General features: G+C 59.4%; 12 protein-coding genes. 2 read left to right on the top strand and 10 right to left on the bottom strand.

The features are described 5' to 3' along the window. Window positions 1–341: 341 nt before the first annotated feature. The 9 genes from HNQ72_RS28365 to HNQ72_RS28325 all read right to left on the bottom strand — a co-directional run bounded on the left by HNQ72_RS28365 (window position 342) and on the right by HNQ72_RS28325 (window position 11,563). On the bottom strand, window positions 342–2,000 hold the full coding sequence (locus tag HNQ72_RS28365; protein ID WP_183997708.1) for a Na/Pi cotransporter family protein: 1,659 nt from the start codon (window positions 1,998–2,000) through the stop codon (window positions 342–344). Between the two features lie 104 nt (window positions 2,001–2,104). Next, window positions 2,105–3,136 (bottom strand): sn-glycerol-3-phosphate import ATP-binding protein UgpC, encoded by a 1,032-nt coding sequence (locus tag HNQ72_RS28360; protein WP_183997706.1) that lies wholly within the window; start codon window positions 3,134–3,136, stop codon window positions 2,105–2,107. Continuing rightward, the gene (gene ugpE, locus HNQ72_RS28355; protein WP_183997704.1) at window positions 3,136–3,984 is read right to left on the bottom strand and encodes a sn-glycerol-3-phosphate ABC transporter permease UgpE; all 849 of its coding nucleotides are present in this window, start codon (window positions 3,982–3,984) and stop codon (window positions 3,136–3,138) included. The genes HNQ72_RS28360 and ugpE overlap by 1 nt, the downstream gene beginning before the upstream one ends. Window positions 3,985–3,993: 9 nt before the next feature. Then, window positions 3,994–4,875 (bottom strand): sn-glycerol-3-phosphate ABC transporter permease UgpA, encoded by an 882-nt coding sequence (gene ugpA, locus HNQ72_RS28350; RefSeq protein WP_112510402.1) that lies wholly within the window; start codon window positions 4,873–4,875, stop codon window positions 3,994–3,996. A 65-nt stretch (window positions 4,876–4,940) separates the two neighbouring features. Continuing rightward, window positions 4,941–6,245: a sn-glycerol-3-phosphate ABC transporter substrate-binding protein UgpB gene (ugpB, locus tag HNQ72_RS28345; protein ID WP_183997702.1), complete on the bottom strand. Its 1,305-nt coding sequence runs from the start codon at window positions 6,243–6,245 to the stop codon at window positions 4,941–4,943. Between the two features lie 89 nt (window positions 6,246–6,334). Further along, window positions 6,335–7,156, bottom strand: a complete 822-nt coding sequence (locus HNQ72_RS28340) for an inositol monophosphatase family protein (RefSeq protein ID WP_183997700.1) — start codon at window positions 7,154–7,156, stop codon at window positions 6,335–6,337. A 12-nt stretch (window positions 7,157–7,168) separates the two neighbouring features. After that, entirely contained in the window at window positions 7,169–8,227 is a 1,059-nt protein-coding gene (locus HNQ72_RS28335; RefSeq protein ID WP_183997698.1) for an ABC transporter ATP-binding protein, read from the bottom strand. Then, entirely contained in the window at window positions 8,224–10,455 is a 2,232-nt protein-coding gene (locus tag HNQ72_RS28330) for an ABC transporter permease (protein WP_183997696.1), read from the bottom strand. Before HNQ72_RS28330 ends, HNQ72_RS28335 begins: the two co-directional genes overlap by 4 nt. Window positions 10,456–10,537: 82 nt before the next feature. After that, window positions 10,538–11,563, bottom strand: coding sequence for an ABC transporter substrate-binding protein (locus tag HNQ72_RS28325; protein WP_183997694.1), 1,026 nt, complete (start codon window positions 11,561–11,563; stop codon window positions 10,538–10,540). A gap of 192 nt (window positions 11,564–11,755) precedes the next feature. Between HNQ72_RS28325 and HNQ72_RS28320 the strand changes: the two genes are divergently transcribed. Beyond that, window positions 11,756–12,757 carry a LacI family DNA-binding transcriptional regulator gene (locus HNQ72_RS28320; RefSeq protein WP_183997692.1) on the top strand — a complete coding sequence of 334 codons (1,002 nt, stop codon included), beginning with the start codon at window positions 11,756–11,758 and terminating at the stop codon, window positions 12,755–12,757. A gap of 24 nt (window positions 12,758–12,781) precedes the next feature. Here the strand turns inward: HNQ72_RS28320 and HNQ72_RS28315 are convergent, their stop codons facing one another. Next, the gene (locus HNQ72_RS28315) at window positions 12,782–13,804 is read right to left on the bottom strand and encodes a LacI family DNA-binding transcriptional regulator (RefSeq protein WP_183997690.1); all 1,023 of its coding nucleotides are present in this window, start codon (window positions 13,802–13,804) and stop codon (window positions 12,782–12,784) included. Between the two features lie 168 nt (window positions 13,805–13,972). Here HNQ72_RS28315 and iolG point away from each other — a divergent pair, with 168 nt between their 5' ends. Next, window positions 13,973–14,962 (top strand): inositol 2-dehydrogenase, encoded by a 990-nt coding sequence (gene iolG, locus HNQ72_RS28310; RefSeq protein WP_183997688.1) that lies wholly within the window; start codon window positions 13,973–13,975, stop codon window positions 14,960–14,962. The last annotated feature ends 16 nt before the right edge of the window (window positions 14,963–14,978 follow it).

Here is a 14,978-nt window from a genome sequence, read left to right as displayed (position 1 = left end):
AGCCCTCAATCGCCTGGTGAAACAATCAATCGGATCGTTGTGTCGATTTTTGAGAGAAGGGCTTAAATTCCGCCGCGCGAGTACGTCCAGCCTCGCTTGTTGTTCGTTACTAAATTTCAAATAGACCAGGGCCGCAGGTTCATATCTCTTCAATAGCATGTAATGACTTAGAGGAGATCACGGCTTCGACACGCCGCGTGTCTGAATCAATATCCTGAGATCTCAAACCTCTCGTGGACGGACAAAGGTATCATTGTTCAAGCCACATATGAGAACACCACCTTTAACCATCCTGTGGCTAATATTTAGTGAAATAGACGCTCATACCTTGATATAAAATCTCAGCTTCGAGCGGTTATCCGGCTTTGAAGTAGCTCGCCCTGCTGTTCGAGCACGGGATATGCGGTCGCTGCCACGAGATGGGAATTGATCTGCTTGAGATCACGCAGCAGATCGAGATGCAGTGAGCTGCTTTCAGCCGATGCTAGGTCACCTTGTCGCAGCCGCTCGAAATGCGCCTTAGTCCCTTCGCGCTCGGATCTGCGAAAAATCACCTTCTCTTCCGCCAGCATGCGCGCCATGCGTTCATCCTGCGACATGAACAGAGCGGCTGCCGTACGCAGGTTTGCCGACAGCCGGTCGAACAGGTCGTCGAGTTCACGTTTTGCCGGTTTGGAGAATTTCAGGCCGCGCCGCAGACGTTTTGCCAGATGCGGCAGCACGTTCTGGTCCAGTACGTCGCCAGCATGCTCCAGCCCCGTCGAGAATATGAGAATTTCTTCCAGCCGCTGTTTGTCCGCATCGCTCAGTTCGTCAGGGTCGATGGATGTCAGGTAATATTTGACCGCCGTGTTGAGGCGGTCGAGCACCGTATCCTGATTGCGCAAGGCTGAGAGGGCCTGGCGGTCACTGCTGTTCAACCCCTTCTTGGTGCCGGCAAGCATGCCTTCCAAAATGTCGACAAGGCGCAGAACTTCGCGGGCGGCAGCCTGCAGTGCGACAATCGGTGTCTCCTTGGCGGACGGGTCGAGATAACGCGGATTGCCGGGATCGCTCTCATCGATGCGGTGCGGCATGTAGCGGACCAGCGCGTTGGCAAATGGTGTGAGCACAGGCATGAAAACGAGGGCCACGATCAGGTTGAAGCCGGTATGGAAATTGGCGACCATCCGGCCGCCGTTTCCGTCCAGTGCCGTCATCGCGCCGGTGATTTGCTCAAGGAAAACTAAGGCGATCAAAATGCCGACAATGCGTGTTAGGAGATTGCCGATCGGCACGCGTCGAGCGGCGAGATCCGCGCCGGATTGCCCTTCTACGACCGGGTTGATCGCTGTGCCGAGATTTGCGCCAAGGGTGAGTGCAAAGGCCTGATAGGGATCAAGGAGGCCTTGGCTGGCAAGCGACATGATCAGCAACACGACAGCAACGCTGGAATGGGCGGCCCATGTCAGCGCTGCGGCAAGAAGCAGGCTGAGCGTGGGAGCTTTTGAAATCGCATTGAGAACGGTTTCGAAGCCGGGCGTATCTGCATATTCGCCGAGAACATCCAGAAGTTGATCCAGTGCCAGCAGCATGAAGCCGATGCCGATGAACACCCGGCCGAGATCATGCACCTGCGGGTTCTGCACCCGCCGAAACATCAGGACGCCGATGAGGATCAAGGCCGGTGATGCCGCCGCAACATTGAAGGACAGAACCTGCACGATCAGCGTGCTGCCGACATTGGCGCCCAGCATCACCGCCAGCGCCGGCACGAGATCGACCAGCCCGCCAGCGGCAAAACCCGTCGCCATCAGTCCCGTCGCCGTGCTGCTCTGCAGGACGGCCGTCACGCCCATGCCGGCAGCAAATGCCTTCAGCCGGTTGCTCAGCGTATGCCCGAGAAAGGATCGCAGGCTGGGACCGAAGGCGCGCTGGATGCCGGTCTGCACCATTCGCGTTCCCCATAAAAGGAGCGCGATATGACCAGCAAGGGCGATAAGGGCTATTATGACGGACATGGCTATTCCAGTCGGATTTTATCGAATATTGGTTAGCCGACTAATGATATTCTTTCGTTTCCGGTACACAAGCGTCGATCTCGATTTTTTGCGCATCCGCATTTTCATGGCGAAAGCCGTCTGCCATCGGCATCGAACAGATGAAAGCGATCCGGCAGAGCCGTAAGTTCCAGTGTCTCGCCGATGGCGATCACGGAACGACCGGGAACACGGAAAACGATCGTGCCGCCATCCTCCGTCATGCCATGAACGTAGCTCTCTGCCCCCACCAGTTCGACCGCCATGACCTGTACCTTGACCCGGAAGCCGCCGGCGGACGAGGTATCGGCGATGACCAGATCTTCCGGGCGAATGCCGACGGTCGCAGTGTCCGATGGCCAGTTGGTGTTGGGGCCTCCAGTCGGCTTTATCAGGTTCATGGATGGTGACCCGATGAAGGTCGCGACGAATGTGGTGGCCGGTTTCTCATAAAGCTCGATCGGCGTGCCGACCTGTTCGATGCGCCCGGCATTGAGCACCACCAAGCGGTCGGCAAGCGTCATCGCCTCCATCTGGTCATGGGTGACATAGATCGATGTTGTTTCCAGCGATCGTTGCAGGCGGCGGATTTCAACCCGCATCTGCACACGCAGTTTCGCGTCGAGATTGGAGAGTGGTTCGTCGAACAGGAAAGCGGCCGGTTTGCGCACGATGGCGCGGCCCATGGCGACACGCTGGCGCTGGCCGCCGGAGAGCTGGCGCGGCTTTCGTTCGAGAAACTGTTCGATCTCCAGCGCCCGCGCGGCCTCTGTAATACGGCGGTCGATCTCGTCTTTTGGCGTGTTGCGGTTTTTCAGGCCGTAGGCGAGGTTCTGGCGCACGGTCATATGCGGGTAAAGCGCATAGTTCTGGAATACCATGGCGATGTCGCGTTCAGACGGTTCCAGATTGTTGACCCGCCTGCCGGCAATCGTCACGTCGCCGCCGGTGATGCTTTCCAGTCCGGCCACCATTCGCAGAAGTGTCGATTTTCCGCAGCCGGAGGGGCCGACCAGCACGATCATCTCGCCATCCTGGATGTCGAGCGATACGCCCTTGATCGCCTCGATATTGGTGCCATAGGTCTTGCGGACGTCTTTGAGTTCAATCGTAGCCATTACTTTTCGGTCTCCACCAAACCTTTGACGAACCAGCGCTGCATCAGCACCACGACGATGACGGGAGGGATGATTGCCAGGATCGCCGTCACCATCACGTAGTTCCATGGCGTCGAGGCATCTGTGAAATCCACCATGCGGCGCAGGCCGATGATGATCGTGTTCATGTCGGCCCTGTCGGTGACGAGCAGAGGCCAGAGATACTGCGTCCAGCCGTAGATGAAGAGGATCACGAACAGCGCCGCGATATTGGTCATCGATAGGGGCAGGAGGATATCCTTCATGAAACGAAACGGACCGGCATTGTCGATGCGCGCCGCTTCCAGCATTTCGCTCGGAATGGTCAGGAAAAACTGCCGGAACAGGAAGGTGGCCGTCGCCGACGCCATCAGCGGCAAGGTGAGGCCGGCATAGGTGTTGAGCAGGCCAAGATCGACGATGACCTTGTAGGTCGGCAGAATTCGCACTTCCACCGGCAGCATCAGGGTGATGAAGATCATCCAGAAAAAGCCCATGCGGAAGGGAAAGCGGAAAAACACGATCGCGAAGGCCGACAGGAACGAGATGATGATCTTGCCGATGGCAATGGCGACCGCGACAACAAAGCTGTTGAACAGCAGCCGTTCGAGGCTGACGCCGACCACGCGTTCGACGCCGCCGGAAATGGATTCCGAATAGTTCTCGATCATATGCCCGCCCGGCAGAAGCGGCAGCGGCGGCCGGATGATCGCGTTGGACGGCGCGGTCGAGGCGATGAACGTGTAATAGATCGGGAACGCGACGATGATGATGCCGAGGATCAGCATCAGATGTGCCATCAGGCTGGCTGCGGGGCGGTTTTCGATCATCTTTGCACCTCACGCATAATGCACGCGCCGCTCGACGAAGCGGAACTGGAAGGCGGTCAGCGCGATGACGATGACCATCAGGATGACCGACTGGGCGGCCGACGAGCCGAGATTGAGGTTCACGAAACCATCGTTATAGACCTTGTAGACCAGCGTTTCCGTGGCCTTGGCCGGTCCGCCGCCGGTGACCGAATGGATGATCCCGAACGTGTCGAAAAACGCGTAGACGGTGTTGACCACCAGAAGGAAGAAGGTGGTGGGGGCGAGCAAAGGGAAAACGATGGTCCAGAAGCGGCGGGACCCGCGCGCGCCATCGATGGAGGCAGCCTCCAGCAGCGATTTCGGAATGGCCTGCAGGCCGGCGACGAAGAAGAGAAAATTGTAGCTGATCTGTTTCCATGCGGCGGCCACCACGACCAGCGCCATGGCCTGATCCCCGTTCAGAAGCGGATCCCAGGCAATGCCGTTGCGGCGCAGGATATAGGCGAACGTGCCCATGGCCGGGTTGAACATGAACAGCCACAACATGCCGGCCACTGCAGGCGCCACCGCATAAGGAATGATCATCATCGTGCGGTAAAACCCTTTGCCGCGCACGACGAGATCGGCTGCGGTTGCGAGCAGCAACGCAATGCCCATCGAGAGCAGGGCGGTCGCCACGCTGAAAACGACGGTGACGCGCAGCGCATGCAGATAGTTGGCGTCCGAGAGGATCGTGGTGAAATTGGCAAGCCCGACAAACGTGCTTTGCAGCCCAAAGGGGTCTTCCCGCATGGCCGACTGGTAAAGCGCCTGGCTTGCCGGCCAGAAAAAGAACACGACGGTCAGCACGATCTGCGGCGCAACCAGAAAATAGGGAAGGATCTTGTTCGGAAAGACGGTGCTTTGCACGGGCAGGCTCCTTGCGAAAACGGGAAAGCCGTCCGCATGGTTGCCCATGCGGACGGCGCGAGTGCTTACTTGCCGATCGCCTGCTGGATCGCCGCATTGCCGCGTTCGACGGATTTGTCGAGTGCGGCCTTGGCGTCCTGCTTGCCGGCCAGCATGGACTCGAACTCCTCGTTCATGATGTCGCGCACCTGCGGCAGGTTGACGAGGCGTACGCCCTTGGAGTTTTCGGTCGGCGGCTTGCCCATCATCTGCAGGAGTGGCGTCTCTCGGCCCGGGTTCTTGTCGTAGAAACCGGACTTCTTGGTTTCCTCATAGGCGGCCATCGTCACCGGCATGTAGCCGGAAACCTGATGCAGGCGGGACTGGATTTTTGTCTGCGACAGGAAATTGAAGAAGGTGGCGACGCCCTTGTATTCCGCGTCGCTTTTGCCACCGAAGACCCAGAGGCTGGCACCGCCCGGGATGGTGTTCTGCGGACGTCCTTCGCCTTCGACATAGGGCAACTGGCCGATGCCGTATTTCATGCCGGACTTGATGATATCGCCCAGCCCGCCGGAGGATTCCGTCAGGATGCCGCATTCGCCGGAGGTGAAGAGCTGCTTGGCTTCCGAGGTGCGGCCGCCGTAACGGAACGTGCCGTCCTTGGCGAGATCGGCGATCGACTGAAAATGCTTGACGAAGGGTTCGGCGTTGAAGGCGAGCTTGACGTCGGTGCTGCCAAGACCGTTTTCATTGCTGCCATAGGAAAGGTTGTTCCAGGCGGCAAAGTTCTCGGTCTGAATCCAGGTCAGCCATGTCGAGGTAAAACCGCAATTGGCGGCACCGCTCGACTTGATCGTCTTTGCGGCGTCAAAGACTTCGTCCCAGGTTTTGGGCGGCGTGTCGGCGTTGAGGCCAGCTTTTTCGAACACATCCTTGTTGTAATAGAGGATCGGCGAGGACGAGTTGTAGGGGAAGGACAACATCGTGCCATCGGGCTTGGAATAATAGGCGACGATGCCCGGCAGGTATTGCGCCTTGTCGAACTTGAAACCGCCCTTTTCCAGCACATCCGCCACCGGCACGATGGCGCCTTCAGCGCCCATCATCACGCCGCTGCCGGCGTCAAAAACCTGGATGATGGCGGGCGGCTGTTTGGCGCGGAAGGCGGCGATGCCGGCATTCAGCGTTTCCGGATAGGTGCCCTTGAAGACAGGCACGACCTTGTAGTCGGACTGGCTCTCGTTGAATTCCTTGGCGAGCTGATCGACCACCTCGTTATTGGCTCCGGTCATGGCGTGCCACCACGAGATTTCGGTGGCGGCGAGCGCACTCGATGCCATCAGCAGCGAGGCTGCGGTTGAAAGAACTGATGTCAGAACGGTCTTCATGGTCGTTTTCCTCCCTTTCCATGAACAGGTCTGTCGCCGATCCGGCGGTGTTTCCGAGACCCTCCCCGGTCCCGGCATTGCAGCCGCGCTCACGCTGCGGCGACATCTCCCTTGTCGATGCCGGTGATACGCTGAAGATCTGTGATTGCGCCCGGCCCCGCGGCCAGCACCGGTGCGCCCTTGGTCAGGCGGTCGCCTTCGCTTGGAAACGGCAGGAACCAGCCGCCCGCTTCGCGCACGAGGCAATAACCGCCAAGGCAATCCCAGGCGTGCATGTAGGGCTCGAAATACCCGACCAGCCGGCCGGCCGCGACATAGGCCAGCATCAGCGCACCCGACCCCAGCCGCACGAAATTGCCGCCACCTGCCAGAAGATCCTCGACGATCCTTCCGACAGATTCCGGCGTCACATGATGGTTGGCGCCGATACCGGTGACGGCATTGCGGATGGTCTTTGTCGCATCGAGCTTGAGAACCTTGCCATTCAACGTCGCGCCCTCGCCGAGTGCGCTTGAATAAAGTTCGTCATGACAGGGGACATGGATGACGCCGACTACCGGTTCGCCCTGGTAGAGAACCGCAATCGACACGCACCAGTTCGGCATGCCATGCACGAATGGGCTGGTGCCGTCGATCGGATCGACCACCCAGGTGTAACCGCTATTGCCGCCGGTCAGGCCGTATTCTTCGCCGAGAAACCCGTCGGCGGGAAATGCCTGAGCCGTCCGCTCGCGGATCAATTCCTCGACCTCGCGGTCGGCGATCGAAACCACGTCCTGCGGGTCACCCTTGATCTCGATCACCAGCGTATCGCGCCGGCGATAATAACCGAGCGCCAGCTTGCCAGCCTCGACGGCGATATTTTCCGCCAGCTTCTGGCGTTTGACGATCTCGTCCTGTTCCGATGTCATCAGGTGTTATCCTCACTGCGCGATGATGGCGATGCCGCGGTTTTTCAAGCCGATGGCGACACGCGTGCCGGGGGCAAGCGGGCGGTCGACCGACGGGTCCACGATAAAAAGGGTGCCGCCGCTGGTTTCCGCCTCGTATTCGATGTGATCGCCGAGATAGGCCGCATGGCTGATGCGGCCGGGAAAGGCGGCCGTTTCCGCCGGCTCCAGCGTGATGGCGCTCGGCCGAACGGCAAGCTGGTTGCGGCCCGGCCGGGCACCGCGCGCCGGCACGATATGCTGCAGGCCCTCGATGCTAACGGTTGCCTCATTGCCGCTTACATCGATGACCTCGCAGGGCACGACATTGGCCTCACCGATGAAATCGGCGATGAAGGGCGAGGCGGGGGCTTCGTAAAGCTCGCGCGGCGAACCCTGCTGGGCGATCTCGCCATCCTTCATGACGATGATCTGGTCGGACACCGCCAGCGCCTCGTCCTGATCGTGGGTGACGTAAACGGCGGTGAACTGCAGGCGCTGCTGCAATTCACGGATTTCCGTGCGCACCCGGCGGCGAAGGCGGGCGTCGAGATTGGAAAGCGGCTCATCGAGAAGGAGAACCTGCGGTTCGAGAACAAGCGCGCGCGCCACCGCCACACGCTGCTGCTGGCCGCCGGACAGTTCGGCCGGCAGCCGCCCGCCCATGCCGGCAAGACCGACGAGTTCAAGACCGTGCTCCGCCTTCTGCCGGGCTTGCCTGCGCGGCAGGCCGGAGGATTCCAGCCCATAGGCAACATTGTCGAGCGAGTTCATATGCGGAAACAGCGCATAGGACTGAAATACCATCGATACATCGCGCTCGTTGGCGGGCAGCATGGTCACATCCTTGCCGCCGATCAGGATACGGCCGGAGGTCGGGTGTTCCAGCCCGGCCAGCATGCGCAGCGTCGTCGTTTTGCCGCAGCCGGACGGACCGAGCAGCGTCACCAACGTGCCGGGTTCCACCGTCAGCGACAGGTCATGGATGGCGGTAAATGAGCCGAAGGATTTACGGACATTCTGGAACGTGACCGAACCGGCGTTTGTGGTCATGCGGTCTTCTCCTCGGACAGGACGGGAAGGATTGGTTTGGCGAGGCCGGAGACGCGGTTTTCGCGTCGCAGCCGTCGCTCACCGACCAGCAGCTGGAAACCGGTAATGACGGTGATCATCACCACGATCAGCATGGAGGAATAGGCGATGGCGACACCGTATTCGCCGTTTTCGACCAGGCCGACGATATAGGAGGTCGCCATGTTGTACTGGGCGCTGACGAGGAACACGACGGCGCTGATCGAGGTGATGGCGCGCACGAAGGAATAGACGAGTGCTGCGGTAGTGGCGGGGCGCAGGAGCGGCAATATGATCTTGCGGGCGGTGCGGAAACTGGTGGCGCGCAGCGTCATCGAGGCTTCGTCGAGGCTCTTGTCGAGCTGGCTCATCGCCGCGATGCCGCCACGCACGCCGACCGGCATGTTGCGGAACACGAAGCAGGCGATCAGGATCAGCGCCGTTCCGGTCATTTCCAGAGGCGGCAGATTGAAGGCCATGATGTAGCTGATGCCGATGACCGTGCCGGGAATGGCAAAGCTCATCATCAGCGCGAATTCGAACAGTTCCCGGCCGGCGAATTTCTGCCGCACGATGACATAGGCCGTGGCAAGGCCGACGGCTGCCGTCAACGGAGCGGCGATCAGCGCGATCTCCATCGTCGTCCAGAAGGAATTCCAGGCAACGCCGGTCCAGACCAGCGAACCATCGCGGAAGGTGATCGAAAAGGCCTTGGCGTAATGGGCAAGTGTCAGGCTGTTATCGAGGCCCCAGGTTTTGACGAAACCGCCGAACAGGATCATGCCGTAGACGACGAGGGTAAAGATCATCCACGGGATGACGATCATATGCAGGCCGATCGACAGCGGTCGGGGCAGGGCGATATGCGCGCCGCTATCACCCTTGCCGGTGACTGTTGCAAAGTTCTTGCCCGACAGCCAGATGCGCTGGGCGAGGAAGGCGGATAGGGTGAAGCCGAGCAGGATCATGGCAAGCACGGCGGCACGGGCAGGATCATTCTGCGAGCCGACGACGGCAAAGAAGATTTCCGTCGACAGCACACCGTGAGAACCGCCGAGCACAAGCGGATTGCCGAAATCAGCCATGCTTTCGATAAAGCCGATCAGGAATGCGTTGGCGAGCCCCGGTTTCATCAGGGGCAGCGAGATACGCCAGAATGTGCGCCAGCGATCGGCACGCAGTGTCTGGGAGGCTTCCTCCATCGAGGGGCTGACGCCTTCGACGACGCCGATCAGCACGAGAAACGAAATCGGCGTGAACGACAGGACCTGCGCGATCCAAATGCCGGTCAGGCCGTAAAGCCAGCGGTTCGGCTCTATGCCGAAAACCGAGGATAGGCCTTCGGTGACAATGCCGGCGCGGCCGAAAAGCAGGGTGAGGGCAAGGCCGATGACAAAGGGCGGTGTGATGATCGGCAGGATGGTCAACAGCCGCAGCCCCTTCTTGAAGGGAAAGCGGGTGCGGGTGGCAACCAGCGCGAAAGCAAGGCCGAGTGTGGTCGAGCCGGCCGCCGTCATGATCGCCAGAAACAGCGTGCGCCAGGCAACACCGCAGCGGGCACCGCCGATGACACAATCGAAGCTCCATATCGACGGATCGACAATGTTGCGGGAGAAGCCGTCGAAATTGACCGAGCCATTGAAATCTTGAAAGGCGCCGATGAACATGCTGCCGATCGGATAAAAAACGAAGACGGCAACGAGGAAGACCAGCATGGAGATGGTCGCAACGACAAAGGCATCGCCGCGCATGACGCCGCGTTCGGCAAGGCCTAAGGAAAACATCAACACGAAGCAGATGGCGGAGAGCACCGCACCGGCCCCCATCGAGGGTTGGCCGTCCGCAAGCGGGCCAAACATCTTTTCGCTGATCGTCCAGGTAAAGCCCGTCATGCCGATCGCCAGTCCCTGCAGGGCAAGGAAGGTGACGCCGAAGCCACCTGCAATGGCGAGCATTTTGCCGCGAAGCATGGGATCGACGGTGAGCCGCGCGGCAAACGCCAGTCCAAAGGCGAACAGAACCGCGATCAGCCAGATTCGGCCGTGCAGAAAGATTTGCAGGAAACCGGGTGCGACCTCCGGTTCGCCGGGAAAATCGGAGAGCCAGGAGAAGGCATAAAAGCCCTTCTCAATGCGATACCACGGAACGAGCACCATGGCGGCAAGGCCGAGGGCCAGCACGACATCCAGTCTGCGATTGCGATTGTTCATGGCTCGATGCGACCTCACCCTCCAAGACCAAGCAGATCATGCTGCGCTTCGACCTGCCGAAGCGCAGCAGCAAGGTTCCGGATCAGTTGGCGTTGACGCCGATTTCCTTATCCCAACGTTCGAGCAATTTCTTGCGCTCTGTCGGGTCGCCATAGGTCTTGAAGTCGTAGTCGATCAGCTTGATATCCTCGAACTTCGGCGATTCCTTCGGAACCTCGGCCTTCGTGTTCGACGGTAGCTGGAAGGATTTGGCCTCCTTCATGTGCGACTGCACCTCGGCTGTCAGCGCCCAGTCATACCATTTCTTGGCGCTTTCCAGGTTGCGGGCGCCCTTGACGATCGACATCGAACCGATCTCGTAGCCGGTGCCTTCGCAAGGAGCGATCGACTTGACCGGAAAACCTTCAACCGTCTGGGCCACCGCATCATGCATGAAGACGATGCCGAGACCGGTTTCTCCGCGGGCTGCGGCCTTCACCGGTGCAGAGCCGGATTTTGTGTATTGCGAGACATTTGCGTTGAGCTGTTTCAGATAGTCGAATGCCTTGTCCTCGCCCATGATCTGCACGAGCGATGCCAGCGCCGTATAGGCCGTGCCGGATGAGTTGGGGTTGGCCATCTGGATCTCGCCCTTCAGGGCGGGATCGAGCAAATCCGCCCAGCATTTGGGCTCCTTGTAGTTCTTCTGCTTGAAGAGGTCGGTGTTGTAACCCCAGCCGAGCGCGCCGGCATAAACGCCGACGGTGCGATAACCGGAGCTTTCCGCCTGTTTCTTTGCCCAGTCCTGCAGCTCATCGAGATGCGGCGACTTGTATTCCTGCGTCAGCCCTTCCGAGGCAGCCTGCAGATGCGGATCACCGGTGCCGGCCCACCAGATGTCGGTTTTCGGGTTGCGAGCCTCGGCACGGATCTTTGCGTAGGTTTCGCCGGATGACAGGCGAACCATGCTGACCTTGATGCCGGTGTCCTTCTCGAACATCTGCTGCATCATTTCGCAGATCACCACATCGGCAGAGCATATGAGATTGAGATCTTCGGCGGCATTCGATGCCGACGCATTCATCATCAGGCCGGCCAGAGCGGCCGACGCCATCAAAGCAAGACGCATGATAATCCTCCCAGATTTGGATGACGCCTCCACATCATCCACGCCATTGCAAGCGTGTGCAATGTTTTCATGCGAATGTACTAATTGTCAACTGGAAATCACAAACAGAAACTCGAAGGTCATGTCGAATGCGTCATATGAATGTTGCACTCGTTTGCAAAAAAGTGCAGAAAAAGGAGGGAGAAAGCGTTCGTGAACCAGAAGATCTTCGTCAGCGCCAAGGAGGTTGCAGATCGGGCCGGCGTGTCGCGCTCGGCCGTATCTCGTACGTTCACACCCGGTGCCAGTGTTTCGGAGGAAACGCGCCGCCGCGTGATGGAGGCGGCGGAGGCTCTCGGATACCACGTCAATCATCTCGCCCGCGGACTGATGCGCAACGAAAGCGGCCTTGTCTGTCTCATCGTCTCGGAGATGGACACGCCTTACAGGGCTAGCCTCATCCGGGCGATCTCAAGGCAGCTTCAGAATGTTTCGAAGATCGCCATGCTGATCAATACGGATCGTTCGGACAAGAGCGTCGACGATGCTCTGCGGCTGGCGATCAGCTATCGCGCGGATGCCTCTATCATTCTGTCGGGCATGCCGGATAAGTCTATCAGCGATCTGTGCGTGAAAAGCGGTCAGCGGCTTGTGTTGATCAATCGCGACGAGGAGCGCGAAGGAGCGCTGATGATAAATCTGCATGACCGCGAAGCCGCGCGACGTGCATTTATCGCGTTTCAGCGTGCGGGGTGTCGCCGCCTTGCCTTCGCAAATTCCGACGTCGGAACCCCCAGTCTGATGGCACGCGAGGAGGGATTCGTCTCAGCGGCGCAGGCGGCCGGTTTCGAGGTTGCGGTCGAGCGTTTCGGGTCGACGCGCTATCAGAGCGGCGTGGTTCTGGCGCAGCGCCTTCTGACTCGCGAGGTGCGGCCGGATGCGATTTTCTGTGCCAATGATCTTTTGGCCTGCGGAGTGATGGACACGGCACGCCATCAGTTCAGGCTGGAAATCCCGAATGATCTTTGTGTCGTCGGGTTCGACGATATTGAGCAAGCCTCGTGGTCGTCCTATGAGCTCACAACATTTGCACAGCCGGTAGACCGGATAGCTGAAGAGGCCGTCTCATGGCTTGCGAAACCGCTTTACGATGCCGGATTATCCTGCAAATTGTCGGCTGAACTCAACTGGCGTGGATCGGTGCGGGGCGGTTGAGGCCTCCATTCTAGTCGCCTGGTTTCATGCGCTATCACGCACCATCAGCTTTCCTGCAAAAAGCCGGTCGAAATCGCGATCCTCCTCGCTACCCAAAACCTTGACCAGATATTCCGCCATGTCCGTCAGCGGCTGCCGGTAGGTGGTCAGACGGTAATTGGCGCCTTCCGCCTGCGGCACGTCGTCGAAGCCGGTAATGGCGATATCTTCGGGAATGCGCAAGCCCAGCTTGTGGCGGATCACGTCGGTGGCGCCGATGGCAAGCGCATCGTTTTCGCAGACAAGAATATCCGGCAGCGTCGCTTTGGTTCTCGCCATTAGCGCATCCTCGACGATGCCCGCCGCAAGCGCCGGATCGTAAGCCGCGACCGAAACCGTTTCCGGCTCGCTGCCAAAATGCTGGCGCCAGTAATCGACAAAGGTTTCCTTGCGTAGCAGATGAGCGGACGAGGTTCGTGGACCGGCCAGAAACATCGGGCGGCGATAACCGCGCTCGTGCACATAATTAGCGATTTCACGCATCGCATGGACGTCGTCGACGGCGATCGAGATCGTGTTCGGATTACGCGATGTGCGGGCAAAGATGATCAGTTTGCGAAACCGGCGGGCATGCAATGCAGTATCGAGAACCTCGTCATCGAACTGAATGCCGATGAGAATGACGGCATCGACACGTCTCTGGCTGGCGTTGAGCAGCGCGTGGCCGGCATCGGCGCGGTCCAACGTGTTGACGAGAAGGATATCCCAGCCCTCGCGGCGCAGGATGCGCGTCAGCCGCTCCATCATCACCAGTTTGTGGGGGTTGGCAAAATCGTCGATTAGCAATGCCACCAGATTGGAGCGATCCGAGGCGAGGCTTGCGGCGCGCAAATCCGGCACATAACCCAGCCGCTCGGCGGCAATGCGCACCTTTTCCAGGCTCTTGGAGGAAATCGACGCATCCTTGCGGAAGGCGCGGTTCACCGTCCAGCGGGAGACACCTGCTTCAGCTGCCACGTCGTCGGCGGTAATATTTCCCGCGAAGGCGGGCTTCTTTTCATCCGGCATCGCACTCTCCCGAATCCGGCACGGATCGGTTCGCCTCATACATACCGTTTTTTTCGATCCCTCTGAAATTAATTTTGCTCCCGCGTGCAAAATGCTCTTGCTCGCGGGAGCAAAACTTGCAATGTTCAATTTCAAGGCGGTCGGGAGCTGCCTTTTGGGAGGATAAGAGTGCTGAAAATCGGATTGCTCGGCGCGGGCCGTATCGGTCGCGTGCATGCCATCAATATTGCCGGTCACGCCCGCAGCCAGCTGGTTGCCGTGTCGGATGTCAACGAGGGCGCGGCCCGTTCACTGGGTGAAGCTTATGGCGCCAAGGTCGCCAGCTCCGAGGCGATCCTGTATGATGCCTCGATCGACGCCGTGCTGATTGCCACCTCGACGGATACCCATTCCGACCTGATGGAAAAAGCTGCGGCCGCCGGCAAGGCCATCCTTTGTGAGAAACCGGTCGATCTTTCGCTCGCGCGAGCACAGGCTTGCCTCGATGCGGTGAGCAAAACCGGCGTGCCTGTTATGATCGGCTTCAACCGTCGTTTCGACCCCAATTTTTCTGCCATCAAGGCATCCATCGCTGCCGGTGAAATCGGCAAGCCGGAGCTTCTGTCGATTACGTCATTCGATCCGGCGCCGCCGCCGGTCACCTATGTCAAAGTGTCGGGCGGCCTGTTCCGCGACATGATGATCCATGATTTCGACATGGCGAATTTTCTGATGGGGGATGTGCCGAAGACGGTGCATGCCGCCGGCACCTCGATTGTCGATCCCGAGATCGGCAAGGCGGGCGATGTCGATACCGCCGTCGTGACGCTGACCTACGCGGATGGCCGTATCGCGGTGATCAAGAACAGCCGCCGTGCTGTTTATGGTTATGACCAGCGTGTTGAAATTCTCGGCAGCGAAGGTCTTCTGTCGGCGGGCAACGTGCTGGAAAACACCGTTTCGAAGGCCACGAAACAGGGGGTCACCAGCGCCAAGCCGGAGTTCTTTTTCCTTGAACGGTATATGCGCGCTTATGCGGCGGAATGGGATGCGTTTGTCGCCGCCGTTCTCGATGGCGCTGCTATTCCGGTCACGCTCAAGGATGGCGTTGCGGCACTGGCGCTGGCTGAAGCCGCAACTGCATCAGTGAAATCCGGTCAGCCGGTTGCGCTGACCTGACCGGACAAACGCGTCG

Source organism: Aliirhizobium wenxiniae, assembly GCF_014201355.1.
Taxonomy (GTDB): domain Bacteria; phylum Pseudomonadota; class Alphaproteobacteria; order Rhizobiales; family Rhizobiaceae; genus Neorhizobium; species Neorhizobium wenxiniae.
Note: the sequence above shows the minus strand (reverse complement) of the source record. Positions and strands in the feature narration are given on the sequence as shown.

What these genes read in the sequence shown, in the direction of transcription:
- HNQ72_RS28365 (WP_183997708.1), bottom strand. Translation starts at nt 2,000, where the DNA reads ATGTCCGTCATAATAGCCCTTATCGCCCTTGCTGGTCATATCGCGCTC.
- HNQ72_RS28335 (WP_183997698.1), bottom strand. Translation starts at nt 8,227, where the DNA reads ATGACCACAAACGCCGGTTCGGTCACGTTCCAGAATGTCCGTAAATCC.
- ugpE (WP_183997704.1), bottom strand. Translation starts at nt 3,984, where the DNA reads ATGATCGAAAACCGCCCCGCAGCCAGCCTGATGGCACATCTGATGCTG.
- HNQ72_RS28315 (WP_183997690.1), bottom strand. Translation starts at nt 13,804, where the DNA reads ATGCCGGATGAAAAGAAGCCCGCCTTCGCGGGAAATATTACCGCCGAC.
- HNQ72_RS28340 (WP_183997700.1), bottom strand. Translation starts at nt 7,156, where the DNA reads ATGACATCGGAACAGGACGAGATCGTCAAACGCCAGAAGCTGGCGGAA.
- HNQ72_RS28360 (WP_183997706.1), bottom strand. Translation starts at nt 3,136, where the DNA reads ATGGCTACGATTGAACTCAAAGACGTCCGCAAGACCTATGGCACCAAT.
- ugpB (WP_183997702.1), bottom strand. Translation starts at nt 6,245, where the DNA reads ATGAAGACCGTTCTGACATCAGTTCTTTCAACCGCAGCCTCGCTGCTG.
- HNQ72_RS28325 (WP_183997694.1), bottom strand. Translation starts at nt 11,563, where the DNA reads ATGCGTCTTGCTTTGATGGCGTCGGCCGCTCTGGCCGGCCTGATGATG.
- HNQ72_RS28330 (WP_183997696.1), bottom strand. Translation starts at nt 10,455, where the DNA reads ATGAACAATCGCAATCGCAGACTGGATGTCGTGCTGGCCCTCGGCCTT.